24 protein-coding genes are annotated in these 23,584 nt (G+C 64.1%); 13 read left to right on the top strand and 11 right to left on the bottom strand.

Annotated features, from left to right (window positions below; all coding sequences use genetic code 11):
• Positions 1-245 precede the first annotated feature (245 nt).
• Positions 246-1,457: a patatin-like phospholipase family protein gene (locus tag IVB50_RS16395; RefSeq protein WP_247296523.1), complete on the top strand. Its 1,212-nt coding sequence runs from the start codon at positions 246-248 to the stop codon at positions 1,455-1,457.
• Here the strand turns inward: IVB50_RS16395 and IVB50_RS16390 are convergent.
• Positions 1,449-2,690, bottom strand: coding sequence for an amidase (locus IVB50_RS16390; RefSeq protein ID WP_247296520.1), 1,242 nt, complete (start codon positions 2,688-2,690; stop codon positions 1,449-1,451). The two genes, IVB50_RS16395 and IVB50_RS16390, sit on opposite strands and share 9 nt — an antisense overlap.
• Positions 2,691-2,780: 90 nt before the next feature.
• Here IVB50_RS16390 and dprA point away from each other — a divergent pair, with 90 nt between their 5' ends.
• The gene (gene dprA / locus IVB50_RS16385; RefSeq protein ID WP_247296519.1) at positions 2,781-3,923 is read left to right on the top strand and encodes a DNA-processing protein DprA; all 1,143 of its coding nucleotides are present in this window, start codon (positions 2,781-2,783) and stop codon (positions 3,921-3,923) included.
• Here dprA and IVB50_RS16380 read toward each other — a convergent pair.
• On the bottom strand, positions 3,920-4,330 hold the full coding sequence (locus IVB50_RS16380) for a helix-turn-helix domain-containing protein (protein WP_018458326.1): 411 nt from the start codon (positions 4,328-4,330) through the stop codon (positions 3,920-3,922). The two genes, dprA and IVB50_RS16380, sit on opposite strands and share 4 nt — an antisense overlap.
• 83 nt (positions 4,331-4,413) lie before the next feature.
• Here IVB50_RS16380 and IVB50_RS16375 point away from each other — a divergent pair, with 83 nt between their 5' ends.
• Positions 4,414-5,022, top strand: a complete 609-nt coding sequence (locus IVB50_RS16375; RefSeq protein ID WP_018458327.1) for an FMN-dependent NADH-azoreductase — start codon at positions 4,414-4,416, stop codon at positions 5,020-5,022.
• Positions 5,023-5,092: 70 nt separating this feature from the next.
• Here the strand turns inward: IVB50_RS16375 and IVB50_RS16370 are convergent, their stop codons facing one another.
• Entirely contained in the window at positions 5,093-5,275 is a 183-nt protein-coding gene (locus IVB50_RS16370; protein WP_018458328.1) for a hypothetical protein, read from the bottom strand.
• A gap of 177 nt (positions 5,276-5,452) precedes the next feature.
• Positions 5,453-6,226: an SDR family oxidoreductase gene (locus IVB50_RS16365; RefSeq protein ID WP_247296517.1), complete on the bottom strand. Its 774-nt coding sequence runs from the start codon at positions 6,224-6,226 to the stop codon at positions 5,453-5,455.
• 121 nt (positions 6,227-6,347) lie between these two features.
• On the opposite strand from IVB50_RS16365, the gene IVB50_RS16360 reads away from it, so the two are divergent.
• Together IVB50_RS16360 and IVB50_RS16355 are read left to right on the top strand one after the other, a co-directional pair.
• A complete protein-coding gene (locus IVB50_RS16360; RefSeq protein ID WP_204511390.1) occupies positions 6,348-6,818 on the top strand; it encodes a helix-turn-helix domain-containing protein in 471 nt (156 codons plus the stop codon).
• Positions 6,819-7,030: 212 nt separating this feature from the next.
• Complete coding sequence (locus IVB50_RS16355) at positions 7,031-7,585, top strand: flavodoxin family protein (RefSeq protein WP_085395633.1); 555 nt, start codon at positions 7,031-7,033, stop codon at positions 7,583-7,585.
• Positions 7,586-7,618: 33 nt separating this feature from the next.
• Here IVB50_RS16355 and IVB50_RS16350 read toward each other — a convergent pair whose 3' ends face one another.
• Positions 7,619-7,804, bottom strand: a complete 186-nt coding sequence (locus tag IVB50_RS16350) for a hypothetical protein (RefSeq protein ID WP_018458332.1) — start codon at positions 7,802-7,804, stop codon at positions 7,619-7,621.
• A gap of 281 nt (positions 7,805-8,085) precedes the next feature.
• Between IVB50_RS16350 and topA the strand changes: the two genes are divergently transcribed.
• The 4 genes from topA to IVB50_RS16330 are packed head-to-tail and all read left to right on the top strand — an operon-like array spanning position 8,086 to position 14,409.
• On the top strand, positions 8,086-10,830 hold the full coding sequence (gene topA / locus IVB50_RS16345; protein WP_085383371.1) for a type I DNA topoisomerase: 2,745 nt from the start codon (positions 8,086-8,088) through the stop codon (positions 10,828-10,830).
• A gap of 7 nt (positions 10,831-10,837) precedes the next feature.
• A complete protein-coding gene (rnr, locus tag IVB50_RS16340; protein ID WP_247296514.1) occupies positions 10,838-13,192 on the top strand; it encodes a ribonuclease R in 2,355 nt (784 codons plus the stop codon).
• Complete coding sequence (locus tag IVB50_RS16335) at positions 13,186-13,626, top strand: DUF983 domain-containing protein (protein ID WP_018458336.1); 441 nt, start codon at positions 13,186-13,188, stop codon at positions 13,624-13,626. The genes rnr and IVB50_RS16335 overlap by 7 nt, the downstream gene beginning before the upstream one ends.
• A gap of 33 nt (positions 13,627-13,659) precedes the next feature.
• Entirely contained in the window at positions 13,660-14,409 is a 750-nt protein-coding gene (locus tag IVB50_RS16330; protein ID WP_085351448.1) for an NUDIX hydrolase, read from the top strand.
• On the opposite strand, the gene IVB50_RS16325 is transcribed toward IVB50_RS16330, so the two are convergent.
• Positions 14,410-14,760 carry a hypothetical protein gene (locus IVB50_RS16325; protein ID WP_247296512.1) on the bottom strand — a complete coding sequence of 117 codons (351 nt, stop codon included), beginning with the start codon at positions 14,758-14,760 and terminating at the stop codon, positions 14,410-14,412.
• Complete coding sequence (locus tag IVB50_RS16320) at positions 14,709-14,969, bottom strand: hypothetical protein (RefSeq protein WP_247296509.1); 261 nt, start codon at positions 14,967-14,969, stop codon at positions 14,709-14,711. The genes IVB50_RS16325 and IVB50_RS16320 overlap by 52 nt, the downstream gene beginning before the upstream one ends.
• A 215-nt stretch (positions 14,970-15,184) precedes the next feature.
• Here IVB50_RS16320 and IVB50_RS16315 point away from each other — a divergent pair, with 215 nt between their 5' ends.
• Both IVB50_RS16315 and rpmG read left to right on the top strand, forming a co-directional pair.
• Positions 15,185-16,510 (top strand): LLM class flavin-dependent oxidoreductase, encoded by a 1,326-nt coding sequence (locus tag IVB50_RS16315; RefSeq protein WP_247296507.1) that lies wholly within the window; start codon positions 15,185-15,187, stop codon positions 16,508-16,510.
• A 124-nt stretch (positions 16,511-16,634) separates the two neighbouring features.
• Positions 16,635-16,802, top strand: coding sequence for a 50S ribosomal protein L33 (rpmG, locus tag IVB50_RS16310; protein WP_007603295.1), 168 nt, complete (start codon positions 16,635-16,637; stop codon positions 16,800-16,802).
• Positions 16,803-18,162: 1,360 nt separating this feature from the next.
• On the opposite strand, the gene plsY is transcribed toward rpmG, so the two are convergent.
• Positions 18,163-18,846 carry a glycerol-3-phosphate 1-O-acyltransferase PlsY gene (gene plsY, locus IVB50_RS16305; RefSeq protein ID WP_085395627.1) on the bottom strand — a complete coding sequence of 228 codons (684 nt, stop codon included), beginning with the start codon at positions 18,844-18,846 and terminating at the stop codon, positions 18,163-18,165.
• A gap of 212 nt (positions 18,847-19,058) precedes the next feature.
• Here plsY and IVB50_RS16300 point away from each other — a divergent pair, with 212 nt between their 5' ends.
• Complete coding sequence (locus IVB50_RS16300; RefSeq protein WP_247296504.1) at positions 19,059-19,871, top strand: aminoglycoside phosphotransferase family protein; 813 nt, start codon at positions 19,059-19,061, stop codon at positions 19,869-19,871.
• Positions 19,872-20,240: 369 nt separating this feature from the next.
• Positions 20,241-21,158, top strand: a complete 918-nt coding sequence (locus tag IVB50_RS16295) for an NADP-dependent oxidoreductase (RefSeq protein ID WP_247296501.1) — start codon at positions 20,241-20,243, stop codon at positions 21,156-21,158.
• Between the two features lie 251 nt (positions 21,159-21,409).
• On the opposite strand, the gene IVB50_RS16290 is transcribed toward IVB50_RS16295, so the two are convergent.
• From IVB50_RS16290 to IVB50_RS16280, 3 genes are all read right to left on the bottom strand, one after another.
• Positions 21,410-21,790: a hypothetical protein gene (locus tag IVB50_RS16290; RefSeq protein ID WP_018455151.1), complete on the bottom strand. Its 381-nt coding sequence runs from the start codon at positions 21,788-21,790 to the stop codon at positions 21,410-21,412.
• A 53-nt stretch (positions 21,791-21,843) separates the two neighbouring features.
• Positions 21,844-22,065, bottom strand: coding sequence for a hypothetical protein (locus IVB50_RS16285; RefSeq protein WP_026232889.1), 222 nt, complete (start codon positions 22,063-22,065; stop codon positions 21,844-21,846).
• 203 nt (positions 22,066-22,268) lie between these two features.
• Entirely contained in the window at positions 22,269-22,487 is a 219-nt protein-coding gene (locus tag IVB50_RS16280; RefSeq protein ID WP_085351389.1) for a hypothetical protein, read from the bottom strand.
• Positions 22,488-23,584 lie beyond the last annotated feature (1,097 nt).

Here is a 23,584-nt window from a genome sequence, read left to right as displayed (position 1 = left end):
CGCAAGCGTCGCCTCAACCGACGCGGCCCGCGCCCACGACATTCGAATCATGGTTGCCCATGGATTCAGAAGCCCGCAACAAAAGCAACTGTAATGCTAAGCCGGGAATCCACGGATACCGCGGCACCCCTTCTGCATTATATCGCAAATGGTGTTCGCAACTTGCAGCCGAATCACGGCTGTATGGACGAACGGGTTCCTGGCTTGGCCCTGATCGTGGGCATAGCTCTACGCGGTTGCTCAGAATGAGCGAGAAGATTGTCAGCGCGCAAGACGATGGCGATTTGCGAGGTGCTGCCTGCACCGCGGCAAGCCGGCTGCTCTCGACGACGGACATCTGGTCTAGTGCGCCCTCGCCGCTTGTCGCTCCAGCGCCTGCTTCCGTCCCGCCTCCACCGCGCGAGCCTGAACCGATCGTGGAAGCGCGGACACCAGTCGAAATTGTAGCTGTCGCAGCGCCCGTCACACACGATCGAACGCCGCGGCAATGGCCGCCGCGAAAATTGTCGCTGGCCCTCCAGGGCGGCGGCACCTTCGCTGCGTTCACCTGGGGCGTGCTGGAGCGGCTGCTGGAAGAGCCATCGATCGCGATCGACACCATCAGCGGCGCCAGCGCCGGCGCCATCAACGCGCTGCTGCTCGCTTCCGGCTTCGCCGAGGGCGGCCGTGAAGGCGCCCGCGCGCGGCTGAACCGCTTCTGGATCCGGCTGATGCACGAAGCCTCGTTCCGATCGCTGATGCTGATCGGCGGCTTCTCGCCGGCGGGGAGCTCGGTCGCGTTCGGTCCGACGCTACGCTCCGGCCAGTTCGATCCGTTCGACCTCGATCCGCTGCGGCAGGCGCTGTCGCGCGACATCAACTTTTCCGCCTTGCGCGAGGCGCGCTGCCCGAAGCTTCTGATCGCAGCGACCCGGATCCGCGACGGGCAGCAGCAGATCTTCCGCAACGACGTGATCACCGCCGACGTCGCGCTGGCCTCGACCTGTCCACCGCTGGTTCATTGCGCAGTGGAGATCGACGGCGAGGCTTATTGGGATGGCGGCCTCGGCGGCAATCCGCCCCTGCTGCGGCTCGTGCAGGACACGACGAGCGCCGAAATCCTGCTGGTCCAGGTCACGCCGGCGCGCGACAGCTACGTGCCGATCACACTCGCCGCGATCGACCGCAGGCTGGATCAGATCGCGGCCAACGCCGCCCTCAATGCCGAGATCGCGGCGATGGAATGGGCGCAATCGCAGGCCGCATCGTCGTTGCGGCTCTCCAGGATCGCCGCGGAAGATTTCGTCGACGGCCTGGCGCAGCGCTCATCGACCGATCTCGGCCGCGGCTTCATTCGCGCGCTGCACCGGAGCGGCCGCGAGGCTGCCGGGCGCTGGCTCAAGCAAGGTCCAGATCACAGCGCAGCGCCGGCCGCATCCGGCCAGCGCATCGTCGCTCTCGAACCTGCGCTAGCCTGATTTCGCCAGCGCCTGCTCCAGGAACCAGGCCGTCGCCAGCGCATGCGCGTCGTTGCCGAAGCGCGCGATCACCTGCACGCCGATCGGCAGGCCATTGACCTTGAGCACCGGCACGTTGACGCAAGGGTTGCCCATCAGCGTCCAAAGCCTGTTGTAGCGGGGGTCGCCGGTGCTCGCGAGCTCCTTGGCCGGCGGCGTGCCCGGCGCCGAATAGGTCAGGAGCACGTCGAACCCCTCGAACAATTCGCCGAGCTCGCGGCGCCCGCGGCGGCTGATCCGGCGTGCGTCGTCGTACTCCTTGGGTGTGAGACCGACCGTCGCATCGAGACTGGCGCGCAGCATCGGCGCGATCTCGTCGTGGCGTTCGGAAAATTCCCAGGCGAGCGCGCGATGCGCCTCGAAGTCCTGGATGATCGGGTGGATGCGCCAGGCCTCCTGCACCGCCTGCGGCAGATCGATGGTCTGCACGCTGGCGCCAGCCCGCGTCGCCTTGATCGCGGCCTGCAGCCCCTCCTCGGCGGCCGGCTCCACGGCGCCGGCAAACTCCTGCCTGATAACGCCGATGCGCGGCGCCTTCGCCGGGACGATGCCGGCGAATTCGGTGCGGCCGGTTATTGCCAGCAGTCCGCGCGCGAGATCTTCCGCGCGGGCGCCGAACAGACCGACGGTGTCGAGCGCCCACGAATAGCATTTGACGCCGACCGTCGGCAGCATGCGGAACGACGGCTTAATCGCGGCGGTGCCGCAATAGGCGGCGGGCCGGATCACCGAGCCGCCGGTCTGGGTACCCAGCGCCAGCGGGATCATGCCGGCACCGACGGCCGCGGCCGAGCCCGAGGACGAGCCGCCCGGCGTATGCCCGAGGTTATGCGGATTGAGCGTCGGGGTCGGATCGCGCGAGGCGAATGCCGTGGTCGTGGTCTTGCCGATGATGGTGGCGCCCGCCCGCTTCAGCATCATCACCACAGGCGCGTCCGCGCGCGGCTGCCAGCCGCGATAGATCGATGATCCCATCTCGGTCGGAAAATCGGCGGTGTCGATGATGTCCTTGATCCCGACCGCGATGCCGCGCAGCGGCCCGGCGCCTTGCGCCTTCGCCGAGCTGTCGTAACGGACGAAGGCGTGGACCTCCTTCTCCCGCGCCTCGATGGCTGCATGCGATTGCGCGATGGCGGCCTCGGGCGAAAGCTCGCCCGCTTCGATGCGGCGCTGAAGGTCGGCGAGTGAGATCATGGCAATACCCTTCTTATTGGGATCGCTTTTAGCATCGGGGCAAGGTCGCGCAAGCGCACGTCGCTGTTGCCCACGCCTTCAGGTTGTTCCATGCTGTCCCTGCAAGGAGCCGCCGTGGACGCCATCAATCCAAGTGTAGAGCTGACCGAAGCCGACAGGATCGACCGCCTGCGGCTGATCCGGTCCGACAATGTCGGGCCGCGCACGTTCCGGTCGCTGGTCGATCATTTCGGCACGGCGCGCGCGGCGCTGGAGCGGCTGCCGGATCTGGCACGCCGCGGCGGTGCGCAGCGATCGGCGCGCATCTGTAGCGCCGACGAGGCGAAAGCCGAGCTCGCCGCGAGCCGCAAGTTCGGCATCACCTGGCTCGCGCCCGGCGAGGACGGTTATCCGGCACGCCTGGCAACACTCGACGATGCGCCGCCGCTGCTCGCCGTGCGCGGCGACCATGCAACGCTGATGCGGCCGATGATTGCGATCGTCGGTTCGCGCAATGCCTCCGGTGCAGGCTTGAAATTCGCCGGTCAGCTCGCCCGCGAGCTTGGCGAAGCCGGCTTTGTCGTCATCTCCGGCCTTGCCCGCGGGGTCGACCAGGCCGCGCACCGCGCCAGCCTCGAGAGCGGCACCATAGCCGTGCTCGCCGGCGGACATGACTGCATCTATCCGCCGGAGCACGGCGATCTGCTGGCCTCGATCCTCGACCGCAAGGGTGCCGCGATCTCCGAGATGCCGCTCGGCCACGAGCCGCGCGCCCGCGACTTTCCCCGCCGCAACCGGCTGATCTCGGGCGCCGCGCTCGGCGTGGTCGTGGTGGAGGCGGCGCACCGCTCGGGCTCGCTGATCACCGCGCGCATGGCCGCCGAACAGGGTCGCGAAGTGTTCGCCGTGCCGGGCTCGCCGCTCGACCCGCGCGCCGCCGGCACCAACGATCTGATCAAGCAGGGCGCGACGCTCGTCACCGAAGCGGCCGACGTCGTCAACGCGGTCGCACCGATCATGGAGCGGCCGCTGATGCGTACCGCGCGCGAGCCCGACAGCGAGCCGTTCGAGAGCGATCCTCAAGGGCACGACCGCGACCAGATCACCGGCCTGCTCGGCCCTGCCCCTGTCACGATTGACGATCTCGTGCGGATGTCCGGCGCCTCGCCGGCCATCGTGCGTACCGTGCTCTTGGAACTCGAGCTCGCCGGCCGGCTCGAACGCCACGGCGGTGGCTTGGTCTCGCTGCTTTAAGGAGTGGTCCGCTCGTCGAAGCGCGTACGCGCCGCGGCGATCTGCTGCTGATGCGTGATCGCCCATTCGCCGAGTGCCTTTACCGGCTGCTGCAGTCCCCGGCCGAGATCGGTCAGCTCGTAATCCACCCGCGGCGGAATGGTCGGGAAGATCGTGCGTGTGACCAGGCCGTCACGCTCGAGCCCGCGCAGCGTCAAGGTCAGCATCCGCTGCGAAATGCCATTGATCATGCGCTTGAGCTCGTTAAAGCGCTTGGGCCCGTCACTTAGCATCATGATGACGAACACGCTCCATTTGTCGCCGACGCGCGCGAGGATCGAGGCGACGCCGCGGCAGTCCGCATGGTTGGGATCCGGCCTTGGTGAGGCGGGCAAATCGATGTGCGCAGGTTTCAGGGATGTGCCCATGGCTCAAAAAGGTGCGTTCTTGCGGGGATTTCGATAGTCACTCATGTAGCTCTGGTTACAAACTTATACCAGGGTGATCCCGAATGAAACTCCTCCACATCGACTCCAGCGTGCTCGGCCCCCACTCCGTTTCGCGGCAAGTCTCCGCCGCCATCGTCGACCGTCTCAGGCAGGCGACGCCATCGCTCGACATCGTCTATCGCGACCTGACGCAGAGCCCGCTCGCCCATCTCTCCGGCTCGCATCTGGCGGCCGCGCAAGGCGCGCCTGCGCCGGCGGAGCTCGGCCCCGATCTCGCCGCCAGCAAGGCCGCGCTGGACGAGTTTCTTGCCGCCGACATCGTCGTGATCGGCGCGCCCATGTACAATTTCACCATTCCGAGCCAGCTCAAGGCCTGGATCGACCGGGTCCTGGTGGCGGGGAAGACGTTCAGCTATGGGGCCAACGGCCCGCAGGGCCTTGCCGGCGGCAAGCGCGTAATCTTCGCGGTTTCGCGCGGGGGCTATTACGGCGCGGGCTCGCCCGCCGCGTCGCTGGAGCACCTCGAAAGCTATCTGCGTGGCGTGTTCGGTTTCATGGGGATTCATCATCCCGAATTCATCAGCGCCGACGGAATCCAGGTCGGCCCGGAGCATCGCGAGAAGTCGCTCGCAAGCGCGCTCGAGGCGGCGACCGCCCTCCGCGCGGCCTGATAACGCGCACATCATCAGCCGCCGCAACATCGCTTGCGGCGGCTGATCGACCGGTGCGCGATCGGCGAAGCTAAAACCAGGCGCCCTGAATGCCCAGGATGACGGCGACGAGGGAAACGAACAGGCCGATGCCGGAGAAAAGAGCGACCCCGACGAACTCGGAGGTGTCGGAACGCTTGGCAGGAACGGCGGAGTTTTCGGTGTAAATACGCGGTGCTGAAATCGGGGAAATAATACGAGCTGCCTTTGGCATATCGGGCTCCCTTGAAATGAGTCTTCGTGACCCCCTGCCCGTAAAAGTGTCTTGGCAGCGCAAGCGAAGGTTCAATGCCTCCCGCAACGTTCAGAAAATACAGCTCGCGAGACATGGGAACCGGCCGGCGCAACCGCTCGCCGCTGCGCCGACCGATTCAATTTGCACCAAGATTGATCAGCCGCGATAGATCGGCGCGCCGCTCGGAGAGGCAACCGCGCCGCCATCGACGAAGATTTCCTGGCCCTGCACATGCGCGGAATCGTCGGAGGCGAGGAACAGCACCGTCTTGGCGACGTGATCTGTTTCACCAATGCGCCCCAGCGGCGTCGTCAGCGCGATCCGCTTCTCGAACGCCTTCTCGGCTTCGGGCGTCGCGGTCGCGGGTCCCCAGATCGGCGTGCGGATCGCACCGGGCGCGACCACGTTGACGCGAATGCCCCGCGGCGAGAGCTCCGAGGCCATGATCCGCGCCATCGCCCGCACGCCGGCCTTGGCGGCGCCATAGGCCGAATAGCCGGGAATGCCGAGCACGGAGATCACCGAGCCGTTGAGGACGATGGAAGCATTGTCGTTGAGATAAGGCAGCGCGGACTGAACGGTGAAGAACACGCCGGTCAGATTGGTGCTGATGACCTTCTCGAAGACCTCCAGCGTGGCCGACCCCAGCGGCGTACCGCCGGCGATGCCGGCATTGGCGAACAGGATGTCGAACTTGCCGAACTTTTCGGCGCCCTTCTTGATCGCAGATTCGGTCGCGGCAATGTCGGTGGCGTCGGCGGCGAGCGCGAGCGCGTTCGGCCCGAGCTCCTTCGCGGCCGCCTCGAGCGTCTCCTTCTTGCGCCCGGTGATCACCACCTTGGCGCCCTCGGCCACGAACAGCTTTGCCGTTGCCAGTCCAATGCCGCTATTGCCGCCGGTGATCAGGGCCGTCTTGTTCTTCAGTCTCACGTTCGCCTCCAGTGGTTTCATCATAAAACTACGATTGCCATCTAGGCCACCTGGTTTTAAGATGCAACCACAAGAGCGCGTGAACGGTGACAGGACCGTGCGATCGCGAAAGGACCAGATCATGGTGAAACGGACGAGCTTCGAGGGGGACGCCTGCCCGATCGCGCGATCGCTGGAGGCGATCGGCGACCGGTGGTCCCTGCTGATCATCCGCGAGGCGCTGTTTGGGCTGCGCCGCTTCGGTGAGTTTCAGAGCAAGCTCGGCATGGCCAAGAACATCTTGTCGACGCGGCTGCGCGCGCTGGTCGATCACGGCATCCTGACCACGGCCCCCGCCTCCGACGGCAGCCCTTACGAGGAATATGTGCTGACGCCGAAAGGCCGCGGCGTCTTCCCGGTGTTGGTAGCGCTGCGCCAATGGGGCGAGGATTTCGACGATCGCCCGTCGGAGATCGCGACCATCCTGGTCGATCGCGAGAAAGGCCGACCGGTGAAGAAGCTCGAACTGCGCGCGGAGGACGGGCGATTGCTCAGCCTCGCGGACACCTCGCTGAAGCCGCGGCCTGCGCCGCGGCGACGGTCAGCGGGATAGCGGTGCGCTGTCTCTTCAACGTCGTCCTGGCGACCGATTCCGCTCGGTCTTCGCGGCTACGACAGCCCGCGATTGCTCCGCAGGTTGACCCACTTTCATCGAAGGCGGGTCGGCATGTACCCGAGCGTCCCAACTCGCAATATGGCGTGGCGGACTTGTACAAGCCATCGACAGCGTCAAAGATGGCGAGGTCCCACCAAACTGGCACCACCATGCCCCTGCTCGCCATCACCTATTTTTCCATCTCGGGCACCACCGAGAAGCTGGCGCATGCGGTTGCGCGCGGAGCAGATGGCAAAGCGCAGGTCACGCTGTGTCGCATCACCGGCGGCGACATCGTGTCAGGCCGCTTTCAGAATGAGAGCTTACTGGAGACGATCGATGGCGCCGACGCAGTTGCGTTTGGCAGCCCGACCTATATGGGCGGGCCAGCCGCTCAATTCAAAGCGTTTGCCGATGCTTCAAGTGATCGATGGAGCCAGCAGCGCTGGGCCAACAAGATCGCAGCCGGGTTCACCACGGGCGCCTGCGCAAGCGGCGATCAACTCCACACACTGTCCTACTTTTCCATTCTGGCCGCGCAGCACGGCATGCTCTGGTGCGGACTGGATATTCCCGGTGGCGAGGATCCGAGCGGCCGCAATCGTTTGGGCAGCCAGCTTGGTCTGGCAACACACTTGATTGACGGCTCGTTGCCGGAGAGCGACCTCGGCACGGCCGCATATCTCGGCCTGCGATTGGCCAAAATGGCAAGCCGCAACGGCTAACCGCACCGTCGTTGGAGCAGTACATCGCCCCCTTCACGACAGCCTGCGCTTGCTCCTCAGCCGCAGATGCTCGTCCGCCTCGAGCTTGGTCATTCCCAGGAGATAATGCAGCACGTCGAGCCTGTGCCGTTCGGCAAGCTTGCGCAGGGCCCCGACCTGCTCGGCGATGAAGGCGACCGCCTCCTCGACGCCGCCCTCCCCCGGTTCCTCGTGACGCAAGCCTCCCCCCGCGCGCGATGCGGCGCCCGCCCGTTTCTTTCCTGGCTTAGTCACCAGCCCCCACCCGAATCCATGCCCCGCGGCAACATTACGCCGACATCGACCGCAACTCAAAGGTGGTATTTTGCAACTTTCTCGATATGAAACTTTTCCCATCGGGAGGGCTCTCAACAGCCCTCGATTTGACAGCGACGGCCTCACCACCCATGTTCGGGACGAAAGGGCCGACCCGAATCTCATCGAATTCGGCCCCAAATTTCCCCATAAGTTACTGGAACTACATGAATATCGTCATTGTGGAGTCGCCGGCGAAAGCCAAGACGATCAACAAGTATTTGGGCTCGTCCTACGAGGTTCTGGCCTCGTTTGGCCATGTCCGCGACTTGCCGGCAAAGAACGGCTCCGTCGATCCCGACGCCAATTTCAAGATGATCTGGGAGGTCGACCCCAAGGCGGCCGGCCGGCTCAACGACATTGCCAAGTCCCTCAAGAACGCCGATCGCCTGATTCTCGCCACCGACCCTGATCGCGAGGGCGAGGCCATCTCCTGGCACGTGCTGGAGGTCCTGAAAGAGAAGCGCGCGATCAAGGACCACAAGATCGAGCGCGTGGTGTTCAACGCCATCACCAAGCAGGCGGTGACGGACGCGATGAAGAATCCGCGCCAGATCGACGGTGCGCTGGTCGACGCCTATATGGCGCGCCGCGCGCTGGACTATCTGGTCGGCTTCACCCTCTCCCCCGTGCTGTGGCGCAAGCTGCCGGGCGCCCGCTCGGCGGGCCGCGTGCAGTCGGTGGCGCTGCGTCTGGTCTGCGACCGCGAGCTCGAGATCGAAAAGTTCGTTGCGCGCGAATACTGGTCGCTGATCGCGACCCTGCTGACGCCGCGCGGCGACGCCTTCGAGGCCCGTCTCGTCGGCGCCGACGGCAAGAAGATCCAGCGCCTCGACATCGGCACCGGCGCGGAAGCCGAAGACTTCAAGAAGGCGCTGGAAGCAGCCGCCTACGCGGTGACCGCGGTCGATGCCAAGCCGGCCCGCCGCAATCCGCAGGCCCCCTTCACCACCTCGACGCTGCAGCAGGAAGCCAGCCGCAAATACGGCTTTGCGCCGGCGCACACCATGCGCATCGCGCAGCGGCTCTATGAAGGCATCGACATCGGCGGCGAGACCACCGGACTCATTACTTATATGCGTACCGACGGCGTGCAGATCGACCCGTCCGCGATCACCCAGGCCCGCAAGGTGATCGGCGAGGATTACGGCAACGCCTATGTGCCGGACGCGCCGCGTCAGTACCAGGCCAAGGCCAAGAACGCCCAGGAAGCCCACGAAGCGATCCGGCCGACCGACATGTCGCGCCGTCCCGACAGCATGAGCCGCAAGCTCGAGTCCGACCAGGCGAGACTCTATGAACTGATCTGGAAGCGCACCATCGCGAGCCAGATGGAATCGGCCGAGCTGGAACGCACCACGGTCGACATCACGGCGAAGGTCGGCGGCCGCACGCTGGACCTGCGCGCCACCGGCCAGGTCGTCAAGTTCGACGGCTTCCTCGCACTTTACCAGGAAGGCCGCGACGACGAGGAGGACGAGGACTCCCGCCGCCTGCCCGCGATGAGCCCCAACGATGCGCTGAAGCGGCAGTCGCTCGCCGTCACCCAGCACTTCACCGAGCCGCCGCCGCGCTTCTCCGAGGCCTCGCTGGTCAAGCGCATGGAAGAGCTCGGCATCGGCCGGCCCTCGACCTATGCCTCGATCCTCCAGGTGCTGAAGGACCGCGGCTACGTCAAGCTCGAGAAGAAGCGCCTGCACGGCGAGGACAAGGGCCGCGTCGTAGTCGCGTTCCTCGAAAGCTTCTTTGCCCGCTACGTTGAATACGACTTCACCGCCAATCTGGAAGAGCAGCTCGACCGCATCTCCAACAACGAGATCTCCTGGCAGCAGGTGCTGAAGGATTTCTGGACCGGCTTCATCGGCGCGGTCGACGAGATCAAGGATTTGCGCGTCGCGCAGGTGCTCGACGTGCTCGACGACATGCTGGGACAGCACATCTACCCGCCCCGCACCGATGGCGGCGACATCAGGCAATGCCCCAGCTGCGGCAACGGGCGGCTCAATCTCAAGGCCGGCAAGTTCGGCGCCTTCGTCGGCTGTTCGAACTATCCGGAATGTCGCTACACCCGTCAGCTCGCCGCCGACGGCGAGGCAACGGCCGATCGTTCGCTCGGCCAGGACCCGGATACGGGCCGCGATGTCTGGGTCAAGGCCGGGCGGTTCGGCCCCTACATCCAGCTCGGCGAGCAGAAGGATTATGCGGAGGGCGAGAAGCCGAAGCGCGCAGGCATTCCGAAGGGGATGTCCCCTGGAGATGTCGAGCTCGAGCTTGCGCTCAAGCTGCTGTCGCTGCCGCGCGAGATCGGCAAGCATCCGGAAACCGGTGAGCCGATCACCGCGGGTCTCGGCCGCTTCGGGCCGTTCGTGAAGCACGAGAAGACTTATGCCAGCCTCGAGGCCGGCGATGAGGTGTTCGACATCGGCATCAACCGCGCGGTGACGCTGATCGCGGAGAAGATCGCCAAGGGCCCGAGCCGCCGCTTCGGCGCTGATCCCGGCAGGGCGATCGGCGATCATCCCACCCTCGGCACCGTCACGGTAAAGGGCGGCCGCTACGGCGCCTATGTCACCGCGGGTGGCGTCAATGCCACGATCCCGAGCGACATCGAGAAAGACGCCATCACGCTGCCGCAGGCAATCGCGCTGATCGACGAGCGTGCGGCCAAGGGCGGCGGCAAGAAGCCGAAGAAAGCGGCGAAGCCGGCCAAGGCCAAGAAGGCTGCGGCGAAGGCCGCCGACGGCGATGACGCCGCACCAAAAACCAAAAAGCCGGCCGCGAAGAAGGCGGCCAAACCCAAATCCGAATCCACCAGCAAGGCGCGCGCAGCCGTGTCGTCGACGGCCAAAACGTCACCGACCAAGGCAGCTGGCGCCAAAGCTCCGGCCAAGAAAAGTGCCGGCACCAAATAGAGGCTAAGTGAAACGCAAGAATGACCGTGGCTTTCCCGACAGGGCAGCCATCGTCGCCTTCATCAAGGCAAATCCCGGAAAGGTCGGAACCCGCGAAATTGCACGCGAGTTCGGCCTGAAGAACGCCGACCGCATCGAGCTCAAGCGCATGCTGCGCGAGCTCGCCGACGACGGGCTCGTCAAGAAAAAGCGCCATACGATTTCAGAGCCGGACAGCCTCCCGCCGACGCTGGTCGCCGACATTACCGGCCGCGACGCCGACGGCGAGCTGGTCGCCTCCCCCACTGAATGGGACGAGGTCGAAAGCGGCGAGCCGCCAAAGATCCTCATCACGATGCCGCGCCGGCCGAAGCCCGGCACCGCGGCCGGCGTTGGCGATCGCGCGCTGCTGCGGGTCGAGCGATCCGACGAGACCGAAGGCCCGGCCTATCGCGGCCACATCATCAAGGTTTTCGACAAGACCAAGAGCCGCATCCTCGGCGTCTTCCGCAGCCTGCCCGAAGGCGGCGGACGGATCATCCCGGTCGACAAGAAGTCCGCCGACCGCGAGCTGAACATCGCCCCGACTGAGACGCACGGCGCGCAGGACGGCGATCTCGTCAGCGTCGACATCATCCGCTCGCGCGGCTTTGGGCTGGCGTCAGGCCGCGTCAAGGAGAAGCTCGGCTCGGTCAAGTCGGAGAAGGCGATCAGCCTGATCGCGATCTACGCGCACGACATCCCGCTGCAATTCCGTCCCGCGGCAGAGCGCGAAGCCGAAGCGGCGGAGCCGGCCAATCTGAAGGGGCGCGAGGACTGGCGCGATGTGCCGCTGGTCACCATCGATCCGCCGGATGCCAAGGATCACGACGACGCGGTACACGCGCAGCCGGATCCTGATCTCAACAACAAGGGCGGCTTCATCGTCGATGTCGCCATCGCCGATGTGAGCTTCTACGTGCGACCGGGCACCGCGCTCGACCGCGATGCGCTCGATCGCGGCAACTCGGTCTATTTCCCCGACCGCGTCGTGCCGATGCTGCCCGAGCGCATCTCCAACGATCTCTGCTCGCTGGTGCCGGGCGAGCCGCGCGGCGCGCTCGCGGTGCGGATGATCATCGCGCCGGATGGGCGGAAACGGTCGCACAGCTTCCACCGCATCCTGATGCGCTCCGCAGCCAAGCTGAACTATGCGCAGGCGCAGGCCGCGATCGACGGAAGGCCGGACGACACCACCGGCCCCCTGCTCGATCCAATCCTGAGGCCGCTTTATGCCGCCTATGCCTGCGTCAAGCGCGCGCGCGACGAGCGCGATCCGCTCAATCTCGATCTGCCCGAGCGCAAGATCCTGCTCAAGCCCGACGGCACGGTCGACCGCGTCGTCGTGCCCGACAGGCTCGACGCGCACAAGCTGATCGAGGAGTTCATGATCCTCGCCAATGTCGCGGCAGCCGAGATGCTCGAGAAGAAGTCGCTGCCGCTGATCTACCGGGTGCATGACGAGCCGACCCTGGAAAAGGTCCACGCGCTCGCGGAATTCCTGGCGACGCTGGACGTTCCGTTCGCGAAAGGCGGCGCGCTGCGCCCCGCTCTGTTCAACCGCGTGCTGGCGCAGCTCGAAGGCCACGACCACTTTCCGCTGGTCAGCGAGGTCGTGCTGCGCGCCCAGGCACAGGCCGAATACTCTTCGGAGAATTACGGTCATTTCGGCCTGAATTTGCGCCGCTATGCGCATTTCACCTCGCCGATCCGCCGCTACGCCGACCTTGTCGTGCACCGTGCGCTGGTTCGCGCGCTCGGCCTCGGCGAAGGCGCGCTGCCCGACACCGAGACGCCGGAAACGTTGAGCGAGGTCGCAGCTCATATCTCAGTGACCGAGCGGCGCGCGATGAAAGCGGAGCGCGAGACCGTCGACCGCCTGATCGCCCATCACCTCGCCGACCGCATCGGTTCGAGCTTCCAGGGCCGCGTCTCCGGCGTCACGCGCGCCGGCCTGTTCGTCAAGCTCGCCGAGACCGGCGCCGACGGCCTGATCCCGATCCGATCCCTCGGCACGGAATATTTCAACTATGACGAGGGCCGCCACGCCCTGGTCGGCACCCGCAGCGGCACCATGCATCAGCTCGGTGATGTTGTCGACGTCCGCCTGATCGAGGCGGCTCCGATCGCAGGCGCGTTGCGCTTCGAGCTGCTGTCCTCGTCCGGCGAGACCGCACCGCGGGGCCGCAGGTCCTCCGGTCCGCAACGCCGCCGCTCGTTCAAGGCGCACCCCGGGCGCAGTCCTGACAAGAAGCGCAAGCCGGACAAGCCGAAGAAGCCCGGCAAGGGGAAAACGGCCAAGGGAAAAAGCAAGGGCAAGGGCCAGAAGGGCAAGGCATGGTGACGACGAGCACGGCGCCGAAGATCTGGACCCGCGACACCGGCCTCGTCGAGAAGCGCGACGTCTTTGCTGCGATGAGGCGCGGCTTTCGCGGCCGCTGCCCGCGCTGCGGCGAGGGAAAGCTGTTCCGCGCCTTCCTGAAGACCGCGGATAACTGCTCCGTCTGCGGCCTCGATGTCACGCCGCATCGGGCCGACGATTTGCCAGCCTATCTCGTCATCGTCATTGTCGGGCACATCGTGGTGCCGACTATTCTGTGGATCGAGACCAACTATACGACGCCGGTCTGGATCAGCTTCGCGGCCTATCTGCCCTTCACCTTCGTCGCCTCGCTGGCACTGCTGCAGCCGGTGAAGGGAGCCGTGGTCGGATTGCAATGGGCTCTGCGCATGCACGGGTTTGACGAGAACCCGACGGATGGTATTCCGCCGGTGTAAGCAAAATAAACAAGTAGTGGTTTGGGTGAGGACATGACGGATACGTCGCAGGCAGCCGACAAGGCAAAGATCCACGAGGGCAAGGAAGCCGATCATCATCCCTATTTCCGCCCTAGGGATGCCGCGACACTGATCCTGGTCGACCGCAGCGGAGCCATTCCAAAAGTCCTGGTCGGCAAGCGCCACGACAAGGTGGTGTTCATGCCCGGAAAATTCGTTTTCCCGGGCGGCCGCGTCGACAAGGACGATTATCGCGTACCATGCGCGGCGCCGATCACCGCCGAACTGGAAGCCAATCTCGCCAAGGGCAGCCCGAAGACGCCGGCCTCCCGCGCAAAATCGCTGGCGATCGCCGCGATCCGCGAGGCCTGCGAGGAAACGGGTCTCTGCCTCGGACGCAAGGCCGAGGTAAAGACAAAACTCGAAGGCGCCTGGAAGCCGTTCGCGGATGCGGGCCTGTTGCCGGATCCCTCCAGCCTGTTCCTGATCGCGCGCGCAATCACCCCGCCCGGCCGCGTCAAGCGGTTCGACACGCGCTTCTTCACGGCGGACGCCTCCGCGATCACCCATCGCGTCGACGGCGTGATCCACGCCGATGCCGAGCTTGTCGAGCTGGTCTGGGTCGAGCTCGGCTCGAAGCCGCTCGCCGATCTGCATCCGATGACGCGCAATGTGCTCAACGAGCTCGACGCGCGCCTTGCCACCGGCCCGCTCCGCCACGATGCGCCGGTGCCGTTCTTCCATTTCTACGGCGGCAAGATGCAGAAGGATATTTTGAGCTGATCAGTTCGTGACGTCCGCATTGTCCGCGTCGGGCTCGGTGCCGACATAGTCGCGCGCGGGAAGGTTCAGCACTCGCCCGAGCTCGCTGGCGAAGCGACTGGCTTCCTCGCGCTTGGTGAAGCTCATCAGCGTGATCGGCTCGGTCCCTTTGTTGCCGCAGAGATTGACATCATATGTCGTCAGCTCCGGATCGTCGTCGTCGGTAATGCTGATGAAATGATAATCGGCGAGATCGCGATGCTTGCGAAAATTCAGCGGGCCGAACTGCCTGGTGATGACGATCTGGCGCAGCGTCTCGTTCAGCACGACGAAGGTGCGAAAGGTGAGCAGGATGATTCCGGGGATGCCCACGAGCAGCCCGAGTCCCGTGAACACCACCACCGGCACAGATCATCGGCGAGCCGCCCAAAACCGGAGAAATCCTGCCGCAGGCCGAGCGCGACATTCCACAGCAGATAGAAGCTCGCCGCCAGCAGCGGCAATGACAGCAGCCGCCCGACCCAGGGCATGGGCCGGTCGATGCGGACGATGCGCCCGTCCACGGTCATTGCACCTGCCATCGAAGGTCTCCTCGGGAGCGAAAGTCATGGCTTGGTCGGAGTGAGCCGTGGATCGGTTCGATGGGACTCCTCCGTCATTCCGGGCGCGGCCCGGAATGACGCGAATGTGCTCAGGGCGTCGCGAAAAACAAAATAATCTTCCTGCCTCCCCCGATGGCGGAGTTCCGCGGCGTGCCTATGTCTTCGGGAACGACACCAAGAACGGACACCGGGCGATGGCACAACGGCAACTCAAGCTTGGCGCGTTCATGCGCCCGATCAGCATCCACACCGGTGCCTGGCGCTATCCCGGGGCTTGGCCGGACGCCAATTTCAACTTCGGCCACATCAAGACGCTGATCCAGAAGCTCGAGGCCGGCAAGTTCGACGCCTTCTTCATGGCCGATCACCTCGCCGTGCTGAACATGCCGGTCAATGCGCTCAAGCGCAGCCACACGGTCACCTCGTTCGAACCCTTCACGCTGTTGTCGGCGCTCTCGGCCGTCACCGAGCGGATCGGCCTGATCGCGACGGGCTCGACCACGTTCGACGAGCCCTATCACGTCGCACGGCGCTTCGCCTCGCTCGACCATCTCAGCGGCGGGCGGGCGGGCTGGAACATCGTCACCACCTCGAACCCGGATGCGGCGCTGAATTTCGGCCTCGACGACCACATGGAGCACGCCGAGCGCTACAAGCGCGCCCGCGAGTTCTACGACGTCGTCACGGGCCTGTGGGATTCCTTTGCCGACGACGCCTTCGTGCGCGACGTCGAAAGCGGCGTGTTCGTCGATCCCGCCAAGATGCATGTGCTCGACCATCACGGCAAATATCTGAAGGTGCGCGGTCCCCTCAACATCGCCCGCCCGGTCCAGGGCTGGCCGGTGATCGTGCAGGCCGGCGCCTCCGAGGACGGCAGGCAGCTCGCCGCCGAGACCGCGGAAGCCGTCTTCACCGGCGGCGGCAGCCTTGCCGACAGCCAGAAACTCTATGCCGATATCAAGGGCCGCATGGAGAAGGTCGGCCGCGATCCTGAACACCTCAAGATCCTGCCCGGCGCCTTCGTCGTGGTCGGCGACAGCGTCGACGAGGCCAGGGAGAAACGCGCGCTGCTCGACAGCCGCGTGCATTACGACAGCGCCATCGCCTCGCTCTCGGTCATCCTCGGCACGGATGCCTCCGGCTTCGATCCGGATGGGCAATTGCCGGAAATCCCGGAGACCAATGCCAGCAAGAGCGGTCGCCAGCGCATGGTCGACCTCGCGGCCCGCGACAAGCTCACGGTGCGCCAGCTCGCCCAACGCGTCGGCGGCTATGGCGGGCTATCCTTCGTCGGCACGGCCAAAACCATCGCCGACCAGATGGAGGAATGGCTGGTCGGGTGCGGCTCCGACGGCTTCAACATCATGTTCCCGTTCCTGCCTGCCGGCCTCGACGATTTCGTCGACAAGGTGGTCCCGGAGCTGCAGCGCCGCGGGATTTTCCGGAAAGAGTACGAAGGGCCCACTTTGAGAGAGAATCTGGGCCTGCCTCGGCCCAAAAACCGGTTCTTCGAGGCGTAATCGGCCTGATCTGGGTGCTTTTCGAGCCCTAAAATCTTGACATCAGGCGGTTTCTGGCTAGGTTGCCGGCCAACGCGGGCCATTTGGCCGGCTCCAGATTCCCTTCATTCCTGAGGTTCTGAACATGGCCAAAGCGGTCACCATCAAGGTCAAGCTCGTGTCCTCGGCCGACACTGGCTTCTACTACGTCGCCAAGAAGAATTCGCGCACCATGACCGACAAGCTGGTCAAGAAGAAGTACGACCCCGTGGCGCGCAAGCACGTCGAATTCCGCGAAGCCAAGATCAAGTAAGATCGCGGAACGTAGAAGACTTTTGCGGGGCCCTTTCGGGTCCCGTTTTATTTTGGCCCCTCTCTCGTGGATACGCAGCAGCGCCCCGTGGACGTGACGCTACGCTGCGAGCTGGGCACAGCGAGTCATGGCCAGATTTTTTTCAACCTTCGGTTGCTCGCTCCCGAATGTATGTTACCGTGCACTTGCCGGGCGGAAATTTCCGTCCGGATTTGGAAGGACATGGTCATGAGATTCGCATCAAGCCTTGTCGTGCCTTCAACCATCGCTGTCTTGTCGACCGTCTTGCTGTGCGCGCCGGCAGCGTCGCAAATCCCAACCGGCTCCGCCGCCACGATTCCTCCCGTCACGGTCGACGCGCCGAAACAGGTGGCAAGGCCGCACGTGTCGGAGCGAGGAGCAAACACAATTGCGCCGCGTCGGACTGCCTCAACAGCTCAAACGTCAGTCGCGCGAACGCCTTCGTATGCGCCGGGTTCTGTGATGGGGAGGATTGCCAGCCTGGAGAAAGTCGCCAGCAGCTGCAACGGTGGCTGTGCATCAAGCTTCCCAAGCGGCAAAGATCCCTGGGTTGGATGCAGCGTGTCGGGCGGCAACATAGACTACGGACCTTTCTCGCCGACCTGCCGAGACACCATCACCCACAAATCCTACCTGGACTGCGTCGAAACCAGGACGTTCCTGGGCGACAACCGAAACAAGGCTCACTGGTTGTGCAGCAGTCTGGCCGCCGGCAACAGGTTTAAGGTCGCCGATCTCAAGCGGTCAGGACGCACGCGTTAGTCCATCCCGTCCGCCGGCTTTCTGGCGCAGTTGAACTTAGCTCTCCTGTCGTAAGTTCGCGGACGTCACGGAGCTTGAATGGGCTTTTTCTGGCCCGTCTTGGGCGCTCGCGTGTCCCGGGCGCGCTGCAACGCGCAAGCGTTGCTGCGCAGAACCGGGACCCAGAAAGCCACACAATACAACCAGCGACTGGGCCCCGGCTCTGCAACGCACCGCTAAAGAAGCGCCGCGCTGCGCCGGGGCACGAGAGCGCGAGGAAGCGTGCTTCTGGAACTGTCGCCTCCGCTATGCGCTCCCGCTTCGGCTGATCACCGAGACGATCAGGGCGCTGCGACTGCAACCGTTTCTTCGATAATCCTCAGTTGTCCATTTTCGCTGGTCAGTATGGATGAGTAATAACCGTGAAACGGACGGTCTCCTACCTTGGCCTCCCATGTTCCAGCGTTGAGGACAAAGCTCGCTGATCTGAAGGCCATGTTCCCTCCGTTGGGTTCGCTATTGTGAATTGATATCGCTCAGCGCCGTTCGACAACTGAGCGTTGCTGCACCTCAATAAGCGCGGCAAATAAGTCGTCTGCTAAACCTGCACTTCCGCTTTCGTACCCTGGCCATTTCGAACCAGACGCGGCTCCGTTCCCGCCAAAAGCCTTTGGATGTTGGCACGATGGCGGATGATCACGTAGAGGCCGCCTCCGATCACCAGCAACCGATACGGCAATGGGTGCTCGACCGCGCAGACAAGAACGATTGACGTCAAAGCCGCGAGCATCGAGCTCAAGGAAACGATCCTGGTCATAGCCAGCACGAGGCCAAAGACGGCTGCAGCCCCCAATCCGACGGGCCAAGACATCGCCAGCAACACACCGAGCCCCGCGGCAGCCGACTTGCCGCCCGTGAAGTTCAGCCAGATCGATCGGCTATGTCCCAACAGCACAGCAAGTCCAGCCAGACAAACAGCCCATGGCACCCAGACATGCAGATCAGACGCTGTCGGCGGCGGGGATATTTCCGCGTACAGCCAAGGGCAGAACGAACGCGCGACGATGATGGCACCCACGCCCTTCAGCACATCGCCGACGAGCACGAACAAGGCAGCCCCCTTGCCGAGAGTGCGCAAGACATTCGTTGCCCCGGTGGACTTGGAGCCATGCCTTCGGATGTCGATGCCCCTGAGCAGCTTCCCCGCCAGATGGCCCGTGGGGACCGAGCCAAGGAGATAGGCGATCAACAACCCAACCGCGCCCGCTGTCCAAAAAGCCATGGGTTTTGGATCCAGTTTCCTGAACGCTGTTTTATCCCCGACTTCGTCTGACCGCTATACGTCACAAGTGGCCGATCACGGCCCCGAGGCTGCGACTGCGATCGAAGGTCTCTGCAGGTTGAAACGCGATGATAATGTCCGGCTGCCCCCGCGACGGGAAGGGTTCCTTTTTTCTCGCCGCCGGTGTTTCATCTGCGCGGCGGAGAACGGACATGCAGGGATCGCTGGGGGAAAAGATCGGTGAAGGCGCCTTCTCCGAGGCCTACGCCTGGGCGCCCGGTCAGGTCGTGAAGCTGTTTAAGGCCGGCGTCTCTCATCTGCTCGGCCGACACGAGGTACGCATGATCCGCGCCGTGCACGCCGCCGGCGTCCCCGTGCCGGCGGTGTTGGGAGAGGTGACGCTGGACGGGCGCTTCGGCATCGTGCTGGAGCGCCTCGACGGACCGACCCTGCGGCATCTCTCGCGCACCGGCGCGGTGACGTTCGAACAGGCGGGCGCGATCATCGCGGCTCTGGCCATGTCTCTTCACAAGACGTCGCCACCGCCGGAGCTCCCCTCCATGCGCGCGTATATGGAGAGCGAGTTGCGGCACGACGACGGCAAGGTCCCGAAGCACGTCGCCACTGACATCCTCACCCTGATCGATCGCCTGTCGACCGGCGGCGGGCTTTGCCATTGCGACCTTAGCCCCGGCAACGTGATCATGACTGCGGAAGGCCCCAAGCTCGTCGACTGGACCTTCGCGATGCGCGGGCCCGCCGCCCTCGATCTTGGGTTCTTGCATGTCATCCTGTCCGAGCTCGGCCCGAAAATAGCCGACAATCCGGAGCGGCCGCGCGCGACCAATGCGGCGGCGCAATCCGAATATGCGCGGCTGGCCGGCATGTCTCTGGCGGAGTTGACGGCGGCAATGGAGCCGTATTTGCCTATCGTCCGCACCTTCGTCGTCCTCGGAAACGTGGTGCCTGCGCTGCGGGAGCAACTGATCCAGCGCATCGAAGCGGGGCTGCGCGCGAAAGACTGAACCGTCCGCAACCTCGATTCCTGTTCGCCGTCTCAAGGCGCTCTCGATCACCGAGCAAATCTCGGCAGCCAGTGGAGCCGTTTGGCACAATCGGGTTGTATCGGGAGGCGGCCCTCGCGCTTGGTACAGCCAAAATCGGCATTCTTGGTCCTGTTTTATAGCCGGGCGCAACGCATCTATTCGCTGACGACCGGCGACCGGAGCGATCCCTATCCATCAGGATGAGTGGGAGCCCCGGTCAATGCGGAGAGCGGAGATTGCGGACACGAAGACACGAGTTCCACACAGCCTGACATTCTGTGGATGCCGGTGCGTCCACGCTCTTTGCATTATTCGCCCAAGAGACAAATGACCGAGGAGATAATTCCCATGAAGGCGATCGTTGTAACGGACCAGGCCGCAGGAAGGGCCGGGATGAAGCTCATGGACCGGCCCGAGCCGCAGGCAGCGATAAACGACGTCGTCGTTCAGGTTCATGCGTCGGGATTTGTACCGACTGAGCTGGCGTGGCCCTCGACCTGGACCGATCGCCTCGAACGTGACCGAACACCGTCGATCCCTGGGCACGAGCTGGCCGGAGTGGTCTCCGCCCTCGGATATGGCACAACGGGACCATCAGTCGGACAGCGGGTGTTCGGCCTCGCGGACTGGTATCGCGACGGCACGCTGGCCGAGTATGTGGCGATCGAGGCACGCAACCTTGCACCGCTGCCGGGCGACGTCGACTTTACGGTAGGTGCGAGTCTGCCGATCTCGGGCCTGACGGCGTGGCAAGGGCTGTTCCAACACGGCCGCCTTCAGGCGGGGCAAAGCGTCCTCGCACACGGCGCGGCCGGCGCAGTCGGATCGATGGTGACGCAACTCGCACGAGAGGCCGGCGCCTACGTCATCGGCTCTGGACGCGCCGCCGACCGTCAGACGGTGCTCGACTTCGGCGCGAAGGAGTTCGTCGACCTCGACAACGATACCCTGAAGGACGTGGGCAAAGTCGATCTGGTCTTCGATGTCATCGGCGGTGACATCCAGAAGCGATCCGCAGCACTGATCCGAGCCGGAGGAACATTGGTGACGATCGTGGGGCCGGCCGAGACGCGGCCCTCCGATGGCCTGGCGGTCGACTTCGTCGTCGAGTCCGATCGAGCCCAACTGAGTGAGATCGTACGGCGGGTGCGGGACGGACGACTGCGGACGAACATCGGCAACGTCTCGACCCTCGATGATGCCGTCGCCGCGTTAAATCCGACCAAGCGACGCAAGGGGAATACGATTATCCACATTCGTCCCTGAGAGACGCACGCCCATTGATGCGCGCGACCGGCCGGCGATCACCAGCAGCTCGGATGCCCGCTGGATTATCCGCCGCGATGGAGACGAAGCATGCGCTTCCGCCCTGCCAGGGCGTGTACTCATTAAGCGGCCGCCCGCCAGATGTCCGGTTTACCGCCAACATCGGCCGCAGACCTGAAGGCCTTCGAGGTCGCAGATGGGCCAATGGGAGACGTCACCGACGCCCAAACTTGACTGACGCAACACCGCGGCTAGCGAAGCGGGCGGGACCGGCTGAACAAGAAACCGCTGGGAGTGAACTTTCGGGCTACTGCGAGCGCGCTGGCCTCGCACGTTTCGAGCGCGATCTTCTGGGCCAGCATGACGTCGCCAATCGGAAGATCGCCAACGGGCAGGAAGCACAAGCCGATCTTTGGGCGACCGTTTTCGCCGATCTCGCAGACATTCGCAGCCGCTCCCGCATAGATCCTATAGCGGTTGCCCGTATCGCCGCCGACCACATCGAAATAGCCTGTTTGCGTGAATTGCCGCCGCTGGAGGGGCGAGAGGCAATGCCGCAGCAGCAGCAGCGCGCGTCCTTCGGGAGTGCTCTCGGCGCCGTGTCTAATGAACAGCGCCTTTGCAGCCCTCATCCGTGAGCGTTCACCCGGCCGGGACGGCCTGAACAGCCACACGGCTCAGCGATTCAGCCGCCGACCAGCCTGGGGAAGAAGAGAGTTTCTTCCGCAGTGGGGTCGAACGATCGGATCTGCGACACCTGATTTGAACCGGTCCGGACCGCGGCGGTGAAGCCGACGTTCCTCAGCTCGCGGAATCGCTGCTCCGCCTTGGCTACTTCTCGTGCATCGTTGGCGTCGAAAAAGTGACGGCTGTCGCCGGTACTGTCCATCACGACTTGGATCGGCATGCGGATCCCTCCTTGTTGCTTCATGACTGAATGTTGTCGAAGCTCCGAAACCGGCGCCGGAAGGCGCAACAAAATGGGCCCCAGCTCCCGGGGGGCAATGGGGGAAGAGCTGGGGCCCGACTGAATCACCCACTTGGGGATGGGCATTGGGAAAACTTGGTAACTGACGAGTCGTTCCAAACTGCCGTTCCGCCTACAAATGTTCAGCGGCCTCTGTCGTCCTTGCCGTTGGGACTACCATCGCCGCCGCCGTTACCCCAGCCATTGTTGCCGTGGTGATGGACCGCGCTCGCACCCGATTTAGCAATTGCATCGGACGTGAGGGAGGTGGAGAGCAGCAGCGTTATGGCTGGAGGTGTCACCACCGCGAACTTTCCGCAGGTCTTCAGAAATTCGCGGCGGTCATCGTCTTCGTCGGGCATGGGGTCTCTCCGGAGCTGGCGCAGAGATTAAATACCTTAAATATTATTAAATCAATTGAACCATGTTAATAAGTCCGGTCACAAAGTGCGACAATAAGTTTCGTCCGGCTTCGCACTTTTCGGAACTTCCTCAGGGGCAGCGGACCGAAGCCCTCAAGCGTCGTCAGGTGCGCGGACCCGGCAATCTCCGGTCATCAGTATGCAGGGCGACTATGTTGAGCAGCCTGTGTCGGAGATTTAGTTCGCACTCAGGGACGAGTGGGCGATGTTCCGTGGCTAAGTGACGACTTTGAGCGATGGTTCGTTGGCTCGCTCGAGCAGGCACGTGTCTCGGCGCTGAATTCTTCGGCCATTTTGCGCTCCTAACATGCAGGCGGGAGCGCGGAATTGTCTCTCAGCCACCGACGCCTACGGTTAGACCCTCGGCCGGCGATGCGTATCAATGTGCGAAGTCGCTTATCATTGCTGGCGCTTCTCGTCCCCTCCTTCTCAGCAGGAGTGAAGGCGAGCGCTTGGAGAGGTTTTAGGAGGAAGCCCACCATCCGTCGGGGAATGGCTCCAGCAAAGTCCGATTGACTTGGTTGTCGTTGTCAGGGGCTGATAGGGCCTGCATTCCAGCTTGGTGGCGCGCGGCGACGGAAGCGGACAGACAGGGCGCCTGGTTCACGAGTTCGAAGGCGGCGCGAAGCAGGATGTGTCAAGCGTAATGGAGGCACACTGCGGGCGCTTCGCTCTGCTTCTTCGACTAGACCTCGAATATATTCCAATTCTGAGAGCTGAGAGGTGAGTTCGCTAAGTCGTTGGGCATAAAGGATTGCGCGAGAGCTTCGCATGAATGTTCTCCCCTGCGCAAAAAACTATCGGGAAAAACCAGCAAATCAATTTAACTATGTTAACGGGCTCGGTCACGAAAGTGCGCCCATAAGTTGCTCCAAGGCTATTCGAGGCTTCGCTACTCCCTCAGGGGCAGCGCGATGCGCTGGAGTCCGCTTTGGGCCCACTAGCGGTCCTCGACTGGCCGCGCTCCGTAGGTCAGCTACGGACCAATCGCGTCGATTTGGCGCTGCGGCGCTCAACGCAGGAACGTCCTCGTAGCT

The sequence above is a fragment of the Bradyrhizobium sp. 87 genome, from assembly GCF_023073015.1.
Taxonomy (GTDB): domain Bacteria; phylum Pseudomonadota; class Alphaproteobacteria; order Rhizobiales; family Xanthobacteraceae; genus Bradyrhizobium; species Bradyrhizobium canariense_D.
Note: the sequence above shows the minus strand (reverse complement) of the source record. Positions and strands in the feature narration are given on the sequence as shown.